Origin of the sequence: Shewanella sp. WE21 (assembly GCF_002966515.1) — a bacterium.
GTDB classification, from domain to species: Bacteria; Pseudomonadota; Gammaproteobacteria; order Enterobacterales; family Shewanellaceae; genus Shewanella; species Shewanella oncorhynchi.
Window position 1 is genome coordinate 1,646,665 of record NZ_CP023019.1, and the last position, 15,818, is coordinate 1,662,482.

Here is a 15,818-nt window from a genome sequence, read left to right on the forward strand (position 1 = left end):
TATGAGTATTGCAATCCCAGCAGATTTAGAAGTAGCTCACGCAGAAGATCATCACGAACACCATGATACGAGTGGCAACACTCTGTTTGGTTTTTGGATTTACCTGATGACCGACTGCATTTTGTTTGCCTCGGTTTTCGCAACCTATGCTGTGCTCTACATGAACACGGACGGTGGCGTTTCGGGTAAAGACATTTTCGAATTGGACTTTGTGCTGGTTGAAACTGCCGCCCTGCTCGTTAGTAGTATTACCTATGGCATGGCGCTGATTTTTGCTAAGCGCCACAACAAAGCCGCAACCTTGGCTTGGTTACTCGTCACCTTCGCCCTCGGATGTGTGTTTATCGGGATGGAAGTCTATGAATTCCATCACCTGATTGAACACGGCAATGGCCCACAACGTAGCGCTTTCCTGTCGTCCTTCTTCACCCTGGTCGGTATGCACGGTTTGCACGTGACCGCAGGTCTGATTTGGATGGCGATCATGATGATTGAAGTGGCGAAAACCGGTTTAGGCAACCGCAGCATCACCCGCCTGAGCTGCTTAAGCTTGTTCTGGCATTTCCTCGACATAGTGTGGATTTGTGTATTCACGGTCGTGTATTTATTGGGAGCACTGTAATGAGCGCACATAGTCATACTGATAAGCCTAGCCATGGCACTGACGATCTGGCCGCGAGCATTAAGTCATATCTAATGGGCTTTGTGCTGTCAGTGGTATTAACCGCCATTCCATTTTGGGCCGTAATGACCCATCACTTCGAGAAAGCGACCACCCTCAGCTTAGTGCTAGTGATGGCGATAGTGCAGATAGTGGTACATCTTAAGTACTTCTTGCACTTAGATTTCTCGAAAGAAGGCAAAGTAAATACCTTCTCCTTCCTATTTACTGCCCTGATTATTGTCATGGTCGTCGGCCTGTCGGTGTGGATCATACTCGAAGCCAACGCTTTGATGATGTAACGAGAAACAGTCTATGCAAACACAAGACAGATTTATGTCACCGCAATGGAAAGCACGCTTCAAAGGGTATGTGCAGGTTACTAAGCCTGGCATCATTTTCGGGAATCTGATTTCCGTTGCTGGCGGTTTTTTATTAGCCGCCAAAGGCGACGTAAATTTGGTCTTGATGCTGGCGAGCTTAGTGGGATTGTCCTTGGTCGTAGCCTCGGGTTGCGCAATCAATAACTGTATTGACCGTGATATCGACGCCAAGATGCAGCGCACCTGCAAACGCGTCACTGTCACGGGCGAAATTGCCGTGGGTAACGTACTCGCGTTTGGACTCGCCTTAGGTGTGTTAGGCTTTAGCATCTTAGCCTTGTTTACCAATGCATTAGCCCTGCTATTTGCCGTTATTGGTTACATCGTTTATGTGGGGGTTTATAGCCTCTACATGAAACGTAACTCAGTGTATGGCACTTTAGTTGGCAGCTTCTCGGGCGCAGTACCGCCCGTGGTTGGCTATTGCAGTGTGACAGGGCAAATGGACATAGGTGCAGCTATTTTGCTGTTGATGTTCAGTCTATGGCAGATGCCACATTCTTACGCCATCGCGATTTTCCGTTTTAATGACTATGCGGCAGCCAATATTCCTGTGCTACCGGTTGCAGAAGGCATGACCAAAGCAAAACTGCATATCGTGCTTTATATTGCCGTGTTCGCCTTAGTCAGTGCACTGTTGCCACTCGCGGGTTACACAGGTATCGCCTTTATGGCGGTCACCTGCGCAACCAGCCTGTGGTGGCTTGCCATGGCATTAAAGGGTTATCGCCACGGTGTCGACATGCACCGCTGGGCTCGCCAAGTGTTTGGTTTTTCAATCATCACTATTACGGCGCTTAGTGTGACTATGGCGCTCGACTTCCAAGTTGTGAGTCAGGCACCACTACTCACTTTAGTGAAGTAAACCCTAAGCTTTCAGCTAGTTGTCTAGTCCTGAAATAAGTTGATAATACAAAAGCGCTAACCAAGATTAGCGCTTTTTTTCTCTCCTAAAACAGCCCCTGAAGCATCACTTCTAAGTGAACATCATTCGCCACCACATACCGGGTAGGCTAGTAAAGCCTGTCGTATAGTGTTTTAGCTCACCCTCTTTAAAGATCATAATGGTTGGCGTCGCCTGCAATGACCAATCACGGGCAATCTTGCTGTCACTATCGTTAATAGTGTCAAAGCCATAGCCTTGATGCTGAAGATATTTTCTCAGTTTCTCATCCTCCCCCGAATTCATGGCAACCGTCACCACGGGGTAATAGGCCGACATTTGATTGACTGCCGGGCTGACAAAATTACACACAGGGCACCAAGTGCCCCAAAAGTATACCAATACCGCCTGATCTTGGCTTAACTTGGCAATATCAAGCGCTTCCCCAGCCAACGTCGTCCCTTGGAGCTGCGGCAAATTATCCCGCGGGATATCTTTGCCGCGCCAGATGTCCATCACGCTGGTCACGATAAGAGCAATGAGCAGCCAAAGTGCCAGCTGCTTAATCCAGCCCAATATGCGTTTAGGTAAAGATATCGAAACCTGTTCGGCGCTCATATTTTCAGTTTCCTTTGGCGGCATCTTAACTGCTCTTCTGCGTCTTATCTTTAGCGGCAATCGCGGCTTCAAGCTGCTCTTTTAACACTTCGTAAGGCACTAATCCGGGAATAAGCGTATCAGCCACTATCATACTTGGAGTGCCACCTATGCCTAACTCATTCATTAAATTAACATTGTCATCGACCATTTTAGCCACGCGCTCATCTGTGTTGCCAACCCAACGCTCGGTTGCCGTCAGTTTAGCGACCTTAGCGATGGCGGCGGCATCGAGCCCACGCGGACTCGACATTAACATATCCTTCACCTTGAGATACTTTTCAGGCTCGTTTAACCAAACCGTTTGGGCAAAATCGACCGCCATTTTAGAGCCTTCGCCCTGCAGCGGCACCATTTTGACTATGATTTTTAACTGCGGAAATTCTTCAATCAGCTGGTTCAGCGAAGGCTCGATTTTCTTGCAGTATGGGCAGTTAAAATCGGTGAAGTACACCATCTCAATCTCAGGTGTCGCAGAGCCCTTCCACGGATCGCTTTTGGTCTCATACATGGCTTTATGGTGGGTCACTAGGCTCGTTTGCATGGCTGTATTGGCCCCCTCTTGCTCCCTTGCTTGCCACGCAATAATCGCCTCTCTCATTAGGTCAGGATCATTGATCAAGGCATCTTTCAGAATCGCTCGCACCTCTTGCTGCTGGGCAGCCGATAAACTGCTGTCCTTGGCATAGGCCATGGTGCTCACCGAAGGCAAGGAAACCACCAGTATTGCCATGGCGACACCCGAGACAGCAAACATCTGTAACTTGCGATGTTTGAATAAAGAGCTAAATTTCGACATTTGGGTGCCTCCAATGGCTTGAGTTTTCTGCATTGATTCAGTGATGTTTTGTACTTCAATCTTCTGTTTCATAATCGATTTCCATTGTCTTAAGTCAGGGTTATCCCTGACCTGAGTATTTGTTGAGTGCCACTCGACTCGCTATTGAATGAGACTCGCCAGTGATATTGCCGAGTGACATGTCCGAGTGAATGGCTGTTCGTTAGCGTTATTTCCCTGACGCTACGGATGACTTTTCAGGGGACGCTGAGGCCTGCTCAATCGCAGCGAGCACAAGGTCAGTCGATAGAATTTCCGGCAGCTCAATCCCCTGCGGTGCACCCGGGCCGTAAACCACGTTGAATGGCACCCCAAAACGATGATGGCTTTGCAGGTAGTGAGTAATGGGCTCAGAAGGCGTAGTCCAATCGCCCTTCATCGGCAAAATATGCGGCTGTTGCAACAGGCTATAAACAGGGTCTTGCAAGATCACGCCAACTTTATTGGCCTTACAGGTAATACACCAATCGGCAGTCACATCGACAAATACTGTCTTGCCCTGGGCGACCTGCTGATTAATCAATGCTTGATCCAATGGCGTCCAAGCAAGATCCGCAGGTAAAGGTTTAGCCCACTGGTTCGCCGTCATAAATGCAATAACCGCCGACAGTAAAATGCCGATACCTAAGCAGCTCACAATGGCAATTGCACCGTATTTTTTAGCCATAAACACCATGAATATCAGTGTAATGACACCCGCTAATGGCCACAGGTAGAGCACATCAATAAAACTAGCCAACAGGCTAATGAGCCACAAACTGGTGATGAGCAACATGCCGGAGAAAAACACTTTGACTGTGTTCATCCAGCGACCGGGTTTAGGGAAATAACCCGCCACCTGCGGAAATGCCGCCACAATCAACCAAGGGAACGCCATACCCACGGCCAACGCAGTGAAAATGGCAAACAGGCTCAGTACATCGGCGCCCAAAGCGAAGGCGACCGCGGTACCCAAAAATGGTGCACTGCACGGCGTCGCCAGTAGCGTCGCAAACATGCCCTGTAAAAAGTGCCCGCTGTTATTATTGCCGCCCGTTGTTGCTAACTTGGTTTGCACGTTAGAGGGTAAGTTAATCTCAAATACACCTAACATATTGAATGCAAACACTGTGGTCACCAGCACCATAAAGCCGATAAACCAAGGGTTTTGGAACTGCACGCCCCAACCAATCGCCTGCCCCGTGAGCTTAAGCATTAAGATAAAGCAAGCGAGTAACCAGAATGAGGCCAATATCCCCAGCGCTGATGCGATGAACTGTTGGCGGATTTGATTACGCTTAAGATCAGGTGCTGCAACCACTGAACTGAGCTTCATGCCAAGCACTGGTAACACGCAGGGCATGACGTTTAAGATCAAACCACCGATAAGCGCTAACAAAATCATGCCAAATATCGAGGTACTTTCTTGGGTAATCACCACAGGCTTAACTTCGGCGCTGTATTCCAACGCCCGCTCGCTATCGGCGACAGTCATGTTCAGCGATTTGCCCAAAACTTCAGGCTCGCCCAGCCAACTTTTACCGCTAAAAATACCGACCAATTGCTTGCCGTTAACATCGCTTTCACTCGGTTTTAAGCTCACAAGCTTAAATGTGGTATCTGGCTCACCATCGATAATCACGGTTGGACTCTGCCAGTTGGCATCATTGAGTCTGATTTCAAGTTGACCTTTGGCGGCATCCCAACCCATTGTCATCGCAGGATTTTGGCCTTCTTTCGTCAACACTTTTTGTGGCACAAGCGACACGGCCTTGTTGTAAGCCAACATGGCATCGGTATCCGCTTGCAGCGCATTGGGCGTGAAGTCGAGACTAATTTGATAATCCGTCAGTACACAGATGGTGGTACAGGTCGACAAGGTCACTTTGCCACGCAGCTGAGTTGGCGCAGCGATATCATCGACTTTTAGGGTTAAGGGAAAGATGGTATTGCCTTTATAACCAAAGGTTTGTAACCCCAATAATGAGAATTCCTCTGGCGCTGGCCATCTCCAATCCACTTGCTGTAGATTGTGTGAGCCATCCCATTTTATCGTCGGCGCGATACCGCCTTCCCCAGGACTGCGCCAATAGGTTTTCCAATCGCCCTCAAGTTGTACTTCAAGCACAGCAGGCAAAGTATTCGTTGCAGGATCAACCTCCCCCGTTAGCATAAAACGTACTTTGGCTGGCGGGTGATTATCATTAACCAACCACCCCGTCGATGCGGCCATTAGCGACGGACTCGTCACTATCAAGGCGAGTATCCAGAATCTGGTTAACATGGATTTTAATGTACTCATTTTGTCCCCAAAATATGCATTAACTGTTTGTTATTCAATTGCATATTAATCTCTTCGATATATCGTCAGCATTTGCCATTGCAATACTTAAGCGCTGTTAGACCAAGCTAAGTTAAACAAGACTCTGTGATGCTGCGTGCATGCTTACCTTGCTTCTAGGCCATATAAATATTGGCTAACGCTATGTTCTGGTTACCAATATCGTTATGGCTTAAGAAACATCAGCGTGATAGAAGGCTTAAGTTCAAGCAGTCAGATAGGGAGGTGTGATGTGTAAAATCGGATGTTCTGCAGCCGCTTAACTTTCTTTTCTACCGGCAAACTGGCGAGAAAAGTCAAATATTGACTGAGAGAAAACATGCCTAAACAAACCCACCTATCAAATTGATAAATAAGTTTTTATTCTTGAAAGCGACAATGTGTGAGATGTATTCGCCTAGGTTTAGCTTGATAACCTTGTATGGGTAACAGTGTTATCACGCGGGAGGCGCGGGGAAGTAACGGCAGTAGGAACAGCAGGATAAGAAATGGGATGGTACTCGGAGTGTCGATACAGGTTCGGATCGATTTTTCAGACAATTCACATTTTTTAGGTTCACTTTTGACCAGCTCAGTACTCGCCGCTTGAGCATCGGCGTGGCTAGCCATATTGTTTGAAGCTGAACTGCTGTTTAAAGCAGAACTTGAGTTTAAAGCTGAGTTGGCGCTAAAACCAGCACCAGAAAAAGACGTAGCCGACATCGCTTGCGCGCTCAACTCCTTGAGCAACAAGTTAAGTATTCCACTATTTTGAGTCAAACAGAACAAGGTCAGAATGGTAAATACCATCACGCCCCATAGGTTGCCTGTTTGCTTAGTCGATAACTTAGAAATTTGGATTTCCCTTCGTCTTATTCTTTGATAATAAAGATAAAAAATGAGTGTCTTTCAACAGATAGCTGAAGATAAGACCGGCGGATTGTAACAATAGTTCATCAACAAGCAAATTATTTTGCCTTGCCTGACTCAAGCCATAGTCCACCATTTCAATAAAACCTCGCTTTGCTGACAGATAATTTGAGTAACAACGACCTAAGTTCTTACCATCATACTCAACGAGTTTTTATGCTCTAACATATTGATTCTGAATAACTAGCCACAACTTAAGCAAAGCCCGCCAGAGTGACTCTTGTGCAGGCTTATTAATGACTGGAATCAAACTTTTTGCCTAAAAGATAAATACAGACAAAGCTTATGCAGAAAACCCACCATCAATCATCAAACTCGCACCAGTGATATAGCCCGCTTCTGGACCCGCGATAAAGGCGACAAAGCTGGCGATCTCTTCGGCTTTACCAAAACGCCCTAGGGCGCCCATCGCTTTAACGGGCTCAGATGAATCACCGTTATCAGGGTTCATATCGGTATCCACAGGTCCAGGCTGAATATTGTTTACCGTAATAGCTCGATGGCCTAAATCCCGCGCTAACCCTTTGGCTAAACCGACTAAGGCCGATTTACTCATGCCGTAAATCGCACCACCTACAAACGGAATACGCTCAGCGTTAGTACTACCGATATTGATGATGCGGCCGCCGTCATTCATGTGCAGCGCGGCTTCTTGGCTCGCCACAAACACACTGCGCACGTTAGTGTTAATTGTTCGCTCCCAGTCCTCTAACGTCAGGTTCTCGATGCTATCCCAAATCAACGTGCCCGCATTATTGACCACTATATCTAAGCCACCGAAATGCGCTTTGGTCTCGCGGATGGCACGACGAATCGCATCAGGCTCTGTGCTGTCGGCCTTAATGGCAATGGCTTGACCACCATGGGTGATAACTTCGTCAACAAGCAATTGTGATTGGGCTTCAGATGAAACATAGGTAAAGGCAACTGCTGCGCCGTCACTCGCTAAACGTTTAACGATGGCGGCACCGATACCACGACTACCACCTTGTACAAAAGCCACTTTACCTTGCAGATTATTCGACGATTTCATAGTTTGCTCACTCAATAGGAGGTTAAGGTTTATTGTATAGAAAAACCTTTTTAATCAATTACAAAATGACGTTCGCTTGTACGTTAACGCTCATTTTCATACTGTGGTAGTAGCTTACGCGATTCACTTGCCATGATTAAGTCACTAAAATGACCTTCACTAAGTCCTATAAGGAATTAATTGCCGTGATAAATAATCAATTTGTTGAGATACGCCATTTCGTCACAGTTGCCCAGCTAGGCAGTTTTACCTTAGCGGCGCAGGCGTTAGGCATGACTGGTTCGGCGCTCAGTAAAAGCATAGTGCGATTAGAAACCCGCTTAGGCACTAAGCTGCTGCACCGCACCACAAGGCGTGTGAGCTTAACCAATGATGGCGATTCGTATCTCACAGATTGCCAAAATGCCATGGCAATCCTAGACAATGCACAGAGCCGACTCGGCAGCGAACAGCAAATTCCCTCAGGTCGAGTGCGAGTGGATTTACCTGTGACGTTTGGGCGGCGATATATACTGCCAACCCTATTATCACTGTCGCAAAAATATCCCAAGCTCGAGTTATCTATTACCTTTAACGATAGAGTGACCGACTTGTTCAGTGACGGCATTGATTTGGCGGTGCGTGTCGGACAACTCGGCGACACTGTGGATTTAGTCGCCCGTAGATTAGGAGAACAACGCCGAGTGATCTGCGCATCTCCCGCCTATTTCGCTCGACTTGGCACGCCACAAGGCAAAGAAGATCTCAGCCAGCACCAATGCATTGTCGGCTGGCCGCTTGGGCAGCAACATCGCTGGTTACTTAAAAATGAGGATGGGGTCACTGAGGCCTATGACATTCCAGTACGCCACGAAATCGCTGATTGCGAAGCCATTTTAGCGGCCACACTGGCGGGAGTGGGTTTAGCGCAGGTGCCGATATGGTTAGTTGAGGACTATCTTAAAACTGGTGAACTTATCTCGGTACTAGACGAACTCGCCAGTGACGACACACCTATCCACCTGATTTGGCTTAAAACCCCTTACCTCCAACCCAAGCTACGGGTGATCATCGAAGAACTGGTGGAACTAGCCAAAACGCCAAAAAGCAGATTTAAGGCAGAATAAGTGAAAGGCCTCGACTGAGCGCGACCTTTCACTTTGGGACTAACGGTTACTTGCTTTGATGTACAGATTGGTCATAGAGAGTGATCGCTTTGCTGAGCGCGTCAAAATCCGCCGAACACAAATACCGCTTTAAGCTTTCAAACTTTTCGGCAGGCCAATCGTAGATTTTTAACGCCAGTAACTCACTAATAACGTCTTTATCGAACCGATACTTGACTAATTTTGCAGGTGACCCCGCCACAATACTGTAGGGTTCGATATTTTGGGTGACGACACTATTTGCGGCAACAACCGCACCTTCACCTATCGTCACCCCTGGCATCAACATACATCTCATGCCTAACCAAGCCCCATCACCAATATGAGTATCACCTTTGCCTACGTAGGCATCCTCGATGAAATCCATAAAGGGGTATAAACAAAACCAATCTGCTCTATGCGTATGATTTCCGCCCATTAAGATCACAACTTCGGCAGCGATACACACATAGTTACCGATATAAAGTTTATCGATAGGCCACTTAGGTTCCCACTCACGGCTCACTTCATCACCATGAAGATATCTCACCGCTGCTCCCTCAAAGCCAGCATCCCAGCAATCACTGTAATAGCTATGCTGACCTTTGACTATGATATTGGGATTGGTGACCACCTCGTGCAATAACTGAACTTTTGACCAATGCTTGTTCTGCATTGCAAATCCTCTTTATAAACAAAATAGTTAATACGAAACATAATGTTATGAGAAGTTTCACATTAGAATAGTCAGTGAATTCGCGGTTGTTTTAGCAGAGGAATGAGTTTCATATAAAAAATCACAAGTGGGTATAAAAAAGAAAATAGCCCATAAAACTGAAATATCGACATGAGCTAAGCCGTTGTCACTGAAAGCATACTATGTTCGCGATGAGAAAAATATTCCCTATTTCATCGCGGCTTTTACATAGACATCGAAACGGTTTTTTTTGGTTTCAATAACCATATTAGGCTTAACCCCATCCAAATCTTCGGCATAGTCTGGGCGCTTAACGACGACACGTTTAGTTGCTAAGGCTAAAGCTGGGGCGAGTAAGCCATCGGCATCTAAATCGGCACCGACTAAGGATTGGAATACACGCATTTCTTTTTTAACAAGGGCCGATTTATCACGGTGGGGGTACATAGGATCGAGGTAAACCACATCCACCTCTTGTGCCAATTTCGATAGTGCTTCTAGGCTAGAACCATGAAATAGGCGCATCCGCTCACGCATCCAATCGCCGATTTCAGCATCTTGATAGGCGCGGCGCAGGCCGTCTTCAAGCAATGCCGCAACCACAGGATGACGTTCAACCATAGTTACAGTGCAACCAAGGCTTGCGAGCACAAACGCATCGCGCCCTAAACCCGCAGTGCCATCAACCACACTCGGTGTTACCCCTTGCTTTAATCCCACCGCTTTAGCGATAGATTGGCCGCGACCACCACCAAACTTACGTCTATGGGCGACGGCACCAGTCACAAAGTCCACCACTATGCCATCGAGCTTAGGCTCATCGCGTTTATGCAGTGATAACGTATCTGATTCAAAACGTAATTCGAAGGTCGCATTCGCATCGTAGACGAGTTGCCAACGTGCACAAATATCCACAAGTGTTGGGTATTGCTGATTGAAAAAAATCGGGGTCACAGGCTGTCTTCTAACCAACGAAAATGATGGCCATTATGCCTAAAAATCTCGTTTATGAATATGCTAGTAAGCAAAACACATCGCCAAACTCATCACTGTCTTAGCCAATTTGTCTCAGTGCGCCCTTAATAATTCAAACAAGTATCACACTGTAATATACTGATTTATAAAGGCTGCAATCTATTTGTATAACAGTTTAGTGATTTATGTTATATGTTACGTCCCCAGCCAACCTGCGTGACTTCCGTACGGGATAAGGACTTTTTTTGCTTCAATGGCTAAAAGGTTTTTTGTTTATCAGGGAGCAAGATTTTTTAAATCCTGACAAAACGATATTAAAAACCAGCTTATTGCGGATTATTCTGCTCAGTGGCGCCATCTTGACCACTAGCATAGTGCTGCATAGCTCTTTAATTGCGTATGAGTTAAACCTCACTTTCATTATCAGCATTACGGTCAGTTTTTTAACCGTACTATTCCTATCTTTATGGTTTACGCGCAAATATTTACTCGTCAGCTCTATCAGCCTGCTGGCGATGGTTATTGCAGCCTGTTTATCTATGCTGTTGTTTATCCCTGACTTCAACTTATCGCAGGTAGGTATTACTTTCTTATATACCTTGCCCTTGATGGCGCTTTTCCTGTTTGGCAGAAAAGTCGCTTTTATTATGATGTGTTTCAACGTATTGCCTTTTTTACTGCTACTGCGTAACCAAAACCTGCCTCCCATTATTGATATTGATATCAGCCTACCTGCGACCCACGCTTATCTAAACGGTTTGCTGTTTATGTTTTTTAATATCTGTATCCCGTTGTCGGCGATGCGTCTGCTAAAAACCCAGAAAATCCATGCGCAGCAAATGATCCAGCATCAAAATGCACTGCAACATACATTAGACCAATATGCTGAAATCTTTGAAAATAATGGTACAGCCTCCTTCTTCTGCAATGAGGATGGAGTCATTCTCAACCTGAATAATGCCGCGAGGGAAATCGCTGGAGAAGTCACACTAAACAGCACTCGCCTATGTGACATTTTTGAACTTACCGAAGATACCAGCACGAATTTACTGGCGGCCTCGTTTCCGACCCATTTAAAGAACAATAACAGCACTAAATATCTGCTGCAAAAAGCCTCATTACAGCACCATGATACTTTGTTGTTTCACTGCCACGATGTCACAGAACAGGCAAACCATGCGATTGAGCTGAGTCGCCTTAAAAAGCACCACATCAGCACGCATTTCTATGATTTAGTGACGGGATTACCCAACGAAAATCACTGGTATAACCCAGCGCCAAGCTTGATCCATCAGGAAATGACCGTAGCCTTAATCAAAATTGATAATCTTAGCCAAATTAATGCTGCTTTCGGTATCAGCGTCGGAGATGCCATCCTAAAAGCCTTTGCTATTGAACTCAAAAATCGCTTTGGTCATATCGCAAAAATATACCGATTTAGAGGAGCATCGTTTGCACTCGAGTTTACTAGCCTGCCGCTTATCTCCCCTGAAAACCTAGCGCTACAATTACGCGAGCGTATTCCAACAAACCTACAACTTAAGCAAGAACAACAGACTGAATATCATCTCGAGTGCAGAGTCGGTTGCAGCTCAGGTAATAAAGCCTCACCGCAGCAAGCCGCGGAGCAATGTTTAATTGCCATAAAACAAACCACCCAAGCTAGCCCAGTGATGGTGTATTACATTGGTTTGATTAACAATCTTCTCGAAGCTTCATCGCAAAAAGCCAGAATCCGTGACGCACTGAAACACAACCGCCTTGAAATGTGGCTGCAACCTAAAGTGATGGCCAATGGCCACATTACTAGCTTTGAAGCGCTAGCCAGAATGTTTGATGAAGACGGTACTATGATCATGCCGAACACTTTTATCCCCATCATAGAGTCATCTCAATTGCAGGCGATTTTTGCGATAAAAGTCTTCAGGCAATTACTACAACTGATCCGTTCTTGGCCTAAAAATGTACCTCTGGTTAGGATAGCCTTTAATTTATCAGGGCAAGATATTCTGTCGGATCGCTTCTTTAAGGTGTTAATCCAAACCTATATGAATCATCCTGAACTCATCCCATTGTTGGAAATTGAAATTACTGAAACCTCTGTATTTTCAACCCATAAAGAAACAGGCCGACGCCTAAACACCTTAGCTCGCATGGGGGTTTCTATCGCCATTGACGATTTTGGCACTGGCCATGCGTCATTAAGCCAGCTCATTGATATCAGTGCCGACACAATTAAAATCGACCGTTACTTTGTCAGTCAAATGGGCATTAGTGAACGCCATACCCAAATTGTTAACGCTGCCATCCTGTTAGCCAAGAGCTTAAAACTCAACGTCATTGCCGAAGGTATCGAAACCGAAGCCCAGTTATTGCAACTCACTGCGCTAGGATGCGAACAATTTCAAGGTTATTTATTCGGTAAACCCGCACCAGCGAATCTCTGGCTGAAAACCTTTCAAATGCAAACCCCCACACATTGGTTTGCCAATAAAAAGAGCGCCAACTGAGGCATTAAATTTACGCCTAGAAGCATCGCAGGTATAATTGGCGACTGGCATTTGCCTCTCTTTGCTATGTTTGCAAATTACTAGGATCCCCCATGTTAAGTTACCGCCATGGTTATCACGCTGGCAATTATGCCGATGTGTTGAAACACGCCATCTTGCTACAAACCTTGCAGCTGATGCACAAAAAAGACAAACCACTCGTGTATATCGATACCCACGCAGGTGCGGGTGGTTATGCTTTAAGCGATGAATTTGCACAGAAAACAGGTGAATACCTCGAAGGTGTAGCTAAGCTTTGGGATAAAACTGACTTACCACAATCGCTGCAGGACTATGTCGCCGCCGTGCGCCATTTTAATGAAGAAAATCCAGACGAACTCAACTTCTACCCAGGTTCACCCGCCATTATCGACATGGAGCTAGGGCCTAAAGATCGCATGGTCTTGCACGAGCTGCACAGCACTGATTATGTGTTATTGGATGATTATTTCTGCGAAGACAGACAAGTTAAAGTGATCAAAGGTGATGGCTTAAAAGGCCTTATCGCCGCAGTACCACCATTAGAGCGTCGTGCTCTGGTGCTAGTCGATCCTAGCTACGAGATGAAAACCGACTACCAAGATGTGGCCGAAACCCTGATAAAAGCGCACAAGCGTTTTGCTACGGGTGTGTTTATCCTGTGGTATCCAGTCGTAAATCGTGCTCAGACCGAAGGTATGCTATCGCGCCTAGCCAGCAGTGGCATTAAACGTCAGCTGAGAATTGAACAAGCCATTAAGCCCGATTCAGATGAATTTGGCATGACAGCGGCAGGATTATGGATCATCAATCCACCTTGGCAGTTAGACGAAATCGCAACTGAATTAATGGATTACTTGGGTAAAACACTTGGACAAGTGGACGGTGACATTACCGTAAAATGGGAAGTCGGCGAGTAACCTTCGATTCAAATGGCGGCGATGATCTCCGGATTTTCGCCACTTCATTTTAGCTTATCAATGCGGCAACTAAACGTCCTTCTGCTCGCGGTAACGCTTCAATAAAATTTTCACACGCTCAACATAGGCTTGGGTTTCAGGATAGGGCGGAATGCCATTGTACTGAACCACGGTCGTCGGCCCCGCATTGTAAGCCGCACAGGCCAATGCGATATCACCATTGAACTGTTTTAGCATTTGTGCCAAATACTTACTGCCACCTAAGATATTCTCTTCGGGTAAAAACGCATTTGCCACACCCATTTCTTTTGCTGTTTCTGGCATCAATTGCATTAATCCCATGGCGCCAGTTCGCGAAAGTGCACGCGCATTAAAGGCTGATTCCGCGTGGATCACTGCGCGGATTAAGGCGGGATCAAGTTGATGCTTATGGGCCGCATGGGAGATCAGGGCATCATAATTAGCGGTAAATAGCCGAATACCATTCCAGTCTATGGTCGAATCGGGACGACAGGCAAAACAGTCATATAACAAAATTTGATATTGGTTATTTGCGGGGGCTTTGTCAGTAAATACGGTGACACCATTAGCTTGTTGGTATTGATAAATTTTGAGTTTTTCTAGACCTTCACTACTCACTATGCCGCTCTGTGAGTACCGCGCCACAATACGCGGCTTAGCTTTTTCGCGCGCCTCCTCAGCATTTGCATTTATCATCAAACTCGATATCAATAATAAGCACAGGCCTAGCCCCTCAAATCTGCAGGGCAATGAAAAGGCTGCAAAAGTCAGTGTACGAGCAAGCGCTGAGCGAGTAAGCAACATCAAAGTCCCGTGTACTGATTAAGTTTAAGTACTTCAATAATAGCAAAGAGTTGCTTCATTTCTCGGTTTATCTGACTAAATTCTACTGAAAAGGTTGCGCCATGAAAAATGGACTGCATTTGAAAATGCGTTCTGCGATTCGGCAGGAACAAAGTCAATTTATTGCGGAAAAATGCACATTGAATATTACCATCGAAATGTTTGGCAAGCTCCTGTAAGCGCTCCATAAATGCCGTATTGAGCAAATAGCGTGACTCGATTTGATCCGTTGAAAACACGTCGAACTCTTTTTCAAATTGCGGATCTTCAAGTTTGACTCGTACCAGTCCCGCATGGCTGTCGGACAGGAAATTTGCTAAACCACCGCGATCCCTCAGCACAACAGTATGACCCAAAAACGCTTTATGGCTACTCAGCTCAACCACTAAGCCACGAAACTGGGTTTCCGTGCGGGTCACAGTTCTGCGCCTGCTGGTACTGACATCCAGCTCTTCGACTTGCACATTCTTGGTCAGGGTAAGCTCATTGACCGCCAACTCAACGCCCTTATAGCAGCCTTGTATATAGTCACCGAAGCTGACCTTGTCGTATCGCGGTAATACTTTAGCCGCAACGAGTCGATTCATGTCGAGGCGCATTTCGCGGCTATAAATAAAATCATCGCCGAAATATTTAAACATCAGCGGATAAATATCATTTTGAACCAAATGCTTAAACTCACGAATCGGAGCAAAGCTCCACCAGCTTAATCCGACTAAAGCAAGCAATGGCAAAAGCGGAAAATAAGCGCCACCGCTGTAGTAGCCAATAACGGTGAGCAAGCTCAGCCCAAGCACTATCATCAAACTCAAATACAAACGTTTACGCGCCGCCTTAAGGCAAGCCACACGCTTAGTTTCATATTTGCGACTGATTGGAGCGATATATTCTTCGTAATAGGCTTCGAGTTGAGGTAGTTCGTCCAAATCCGCAGACAAACCAACAGGCCCCCGATAAGTCCGAATCGGGCTACCTAAAATAAAAGTGATGATATTCATATTGATGTCATAGTATTGCAGGGTGATA

General features: G+C 46.1%; 15 protein-coding genes. 6 read left to right on the forward strand and 9 right to left on the reverse strand.

Annotated features, from left to right (window positions below; all coding sequences use genetic code 11):
• Position 1: 1 nt before the first annotated feature.
• Genes cyoC through cyoE form a run of 3 tightly spaced genes read left to right on the forward strand, consistent with a single transcriptional unit; the run spans position 2 to position 1,909 of the window.
• Positions 2 to 622, forward strand: coding sequence for a cytochrome o ubiquinol oxidase subunit III (gene cyoC / locus CKQ84_RS07050; protein WP_105250685.1), 621 nt, complete (start codon positions 2 to 4; stop codon positions 620 to 622).
• The gene (gene cyoD, locus CKQ84_RS07055; RefSeq protein WP_011787512.1) at positions 622 to 963 is read left to right on the forward strand and encodes a cytochrome o ubiquinol oxidase subunit IV; all 342 of its coding nucleotides are present in this window, start codon (positions 622 to 624) and stop codon (positions 961 to 963) included. Before cyoC ends, cyoD begins: the two co-directional genes overlap by 1 nt.
• 13 nt (positions 964 to 976) lie before the next feature.
• Positions 977 to 1,909, forward strand: coding sequence for a heme o synthase (cyoE, locus tag CKQ84_RS07060; protein ID WP_105250686.1), 933 nt, complete (start codon positions 977 to 979; stop codon positions 1,907 to 1,909).
• 111 nt (positions 1,910 to 2,020) lie between these two features.
• Here cyoE and CKQ84_RS07065 read toward each other — a convergent pair whose 3' ends face one another.
• The 5 genes from CKQ84_RS07065 to CKQ84_RS07085 form a co-directional block, all read right to left on the reverse strand.
• The gene (locus CKQ84_RS07065; RefSeq protein WP_105253021.1) at positions 2,021 to 2,545 is read right to left on the reverse strand and encodes a protein disulfide oxidoreductase; all 525 of its coding nucleotides are present in this window, start codon (positions 2,543 to 2,545) and stop codon (positions 2,021 to 2,023) included.
• A gap of 25 nt (positions 2,546 to 2,570) precedes the next feature.
• The gene (locus CKQ84_RS07070) at positions 2,571 to 3,455 is read right to left on the reverse strand and encodes a thioredoxin domain-containing protein (protein WP_105250687.1); all 885 of its coding nucleotides are present in this window, start codon (positions 3,453 to 3,455) and stop codon (positions 2,571 to 2,573) included.
• Positions 3,456 to 3,591: 136 nt separating this feature from the next.
• On the reverse strand, positions 3,592 to 5,703 hold the full coding sequence (locus CKQ84_RS07075; protein ID WP_105250688.1) for a protein-disulfide reductase DsbD: 2,112 nt from the start codon (positions 5,701 to 5,703) through the stop codon (positions 3,592 to 3,594).
• A 399-nt stretch (positions 5,704 to 6,102) separates the two neighbouring features.
• Positions 6,103 to 6,531 (reverse strand): hypothetical protein, encoded by a 429-nt coding sequence (locus tag CKQ84_RS07080; protein WP_105250689.1) that lies wholly within the window; start codon positions 6,529 to 6,531, stop codon positions 6,103 to 6,105.
• 403 nt (positions 6,532 to 6,934) lie between these two features.
• Positions 6,935 to 7,684 (reverse strand): 3-oxoacyl-ACP reductase family protein, encoded by a 750-nt coding sequence (locus tag CKQ84_RS07085; RefSeq protein WP_105250690.1) that lies wholly within the window; start codon positions 7,682 to 7,684, stop codon positions 6,935 to 6,937.
• 185 nt (positions 7,685 to 7,869) lie between these two features.
• On the opposite strand from CKQ84_RS07085, the gene CKQ84_RS07090 reads away from it, so the two are divergent.
• A complete protein-coding gene (locus tag CKQ84_RS07090) occupies positions 7,870 to 8,790 on the forward strand; it encodes a LysR family transcriptional regulator (RefSeq protein WP_105253022.1) in 921 nt (306 codons plus the stop codon).
• A 46-nt stretch (positions 8,791 to 8,836) separates the two neighbouring features.
• Here the strand turns inward: CKQ84_RS07090 and CKQ84_RS07095 are convergent, their stop codons facing one another.
• Both CKQ84_RS07095 and CKQ84_RS07100 read right to left on the reverse strand, forming a co-directional pair.
• The gene (locus tag CKQ84_RS07095; RefSeq protein WP_105250691.1) at positions 8,837 to 9,484 is read right to left on the reverse strand and encodes a CatB-related O-acetyltransferase; all 648 of its coding nucleotides are present in this window, start codon (positions 9,482 to 9,484) and stop codon (positions 8,837 to 8,839) included.
• A 228-nt stretch (positions 9,485 to 9,712) separates the two neighbouring features.
• A complete protein-coding gene (locus tag CKQ84_RS07100) occupies positions 9,713 to 10,459 on the reverse strand; it encodes a class I SAM-dependent methyltransferase (protein ID WP_105250692.1) in 747 nt (248 codons plus the stop codon).
• A 266-nt stretch (positions 10,460 to 10,725) separates the two neighbouring features.
• On the opposite strand from CKQ84_RS07100, the gene CKQ84_RS07105 reads away from it, so the two are divergent.
• On the forward strand, positions 10,726 to 12,990 hold the full coding sequence (locus CKQ84_RS07105) for a bifunctional diguanylate cyclase/phosphodiesterase (protein WP_105250693.1): 2,265 nt from the start codon (positions 10,726 to 10,728) through the stop codon (positions 12,988 to 12,990).
• A gap of 92 nt (positions 12,991 to 13,082) precedes the next feature.
• The gene (locus CKQ84_RS07110; protein ID WP_105250694.1) at positions 13,083 to 13,928 is read left to right on the forward strand and encodes a 23S rRNA (adenine(2030)-N(6))-methyltransferase RlmJ; all 846 of its coding nucleotides are present in this window, start codon (positions 13,083 to 13,085) and stop codon (positions 13,926 to 13,928) included.
• Between the two features lie 69 nt (positions 13,929 to 13,997).
• Here the strand turns inward: CKQ84_RS07110 and CKQ84_RS07115 are convergent, their stop codons facing one another.
• Both CKQ84_RS07115 and CKQ84_RS07120 read right to left on the reverse strand, forming a co-directional pair.
• Positions 13,998 to 14,753 carry a lytic transglycosylase domain-containing protein gene (locus CKQ84_RS07115; protein ID WP_105250695.1) on the reverse strand — a complete coding sequence of 252 codons (756 nt, stop codon included), beginning with the start codon at positions 14,751 to 14,753 and terminating at the stop codon, positions 13,998 to 14,000.
• Complete coding sequence (locus CKQ84_RS07120) at positions 14,753 to 15,790, reverse strand: DUF3137 domain-containing protein (protein WP_105250696.1); 1,038 nt, start codon at positions 15,788 to 15,790, stop codon at positions 14,753 to 14,755. The genes CKQ84_RS07115 and CKQ84_RS07120 overlap by 1 nt, the downstream gene beginning before the upstream one ends.
• Positions 15,791 to 15,818 lie beyond the last annotated feature (28 nt).

Bases quoted from the DNA above. Each gene is read 5' to 3' on its own strand.
- cyoC (WP_105250685.1), top strand. From the start codon at position 2: ATGAGTATTGCAATCCCAGCAGATTTAGAAGTAGCTCACGCAGAAGAT.
- cyoD (WP_011787512.1), top strand. From the start codon at position 622: ATGAGCGCACATAGTCATACTGATAAGCCTAGCCATGGCACTGACGAT.
- cyoE (WP_105250686.1), top strand. From the start codon at position 977: ATGCAAACACAAGACAGATTTATGTCACCGCAATGGAAAGCACGCTTC.
- CKQ84_RS07065 (WP_105253021.1), bottom strand. From the start codon at position 2,545: ATGAGCGCCGAACAGGTTTCGATATCTTTACCTAAACGCATATTGGGC.
- CKQ84_RS07070 (WP_105250687.1), bottom strand. From the start codon at position 3,455: ATGAAACAGAAGATTGAAGTACAAAACATCACTGAATCAATGCAGAAA.
- CKQ84_RS07075 (WP_105250688.1), bottom strand. From the start codon at position 5,703: ATGAGTACATTAAAATCCATGTTAACCAGATTCTGGATACTCGCCTTG.
- CKQ84_RS07080 (WP_105250689.1), bottom strand. From the start codon at position 6,531: ATGGTATTTACCATTCTGACCTTGTTCTGTTTGACTCAAAATAGTGGA.
- CKQ84_RS07085 (WP_105250690.1), bottom strand. From the start codon at position 7,684: ATGAAATCGTCGAATAATCTGCAAGGTAAAGTGGCTTTTGTACAAGGT.
- CKQ84_RS07095 (WP_105250691.1), bottom strand. From the start codon at position 9,484: ATGCAGAACAAGCATTGGTCAAAAGTTCAGTTATTGCACGAGGTGGTC.
- CKQ84_RS07110 (WP_105250694.1), top strand. From the start codon at position 13,083: ATGTTAAGTTACCGCCATGGTTATCACGCTGGCAATTATGCCGATGTG.
- CKQ84_RS07115 (WP_105250695.1), bottom strand. From the start codon at position 14,753: ATGTTGCTTACTCGCTCAGCGCTTGCTCGTACACTGACTTTTGCAGCC.
- CKQ84_RS07120 (WP_105250696.1), bottom strand. From the start codon at position 15,790: ATGAATATCATCACTTTTATTTTAGGTAGCCCGATTCGGACTTATCGG.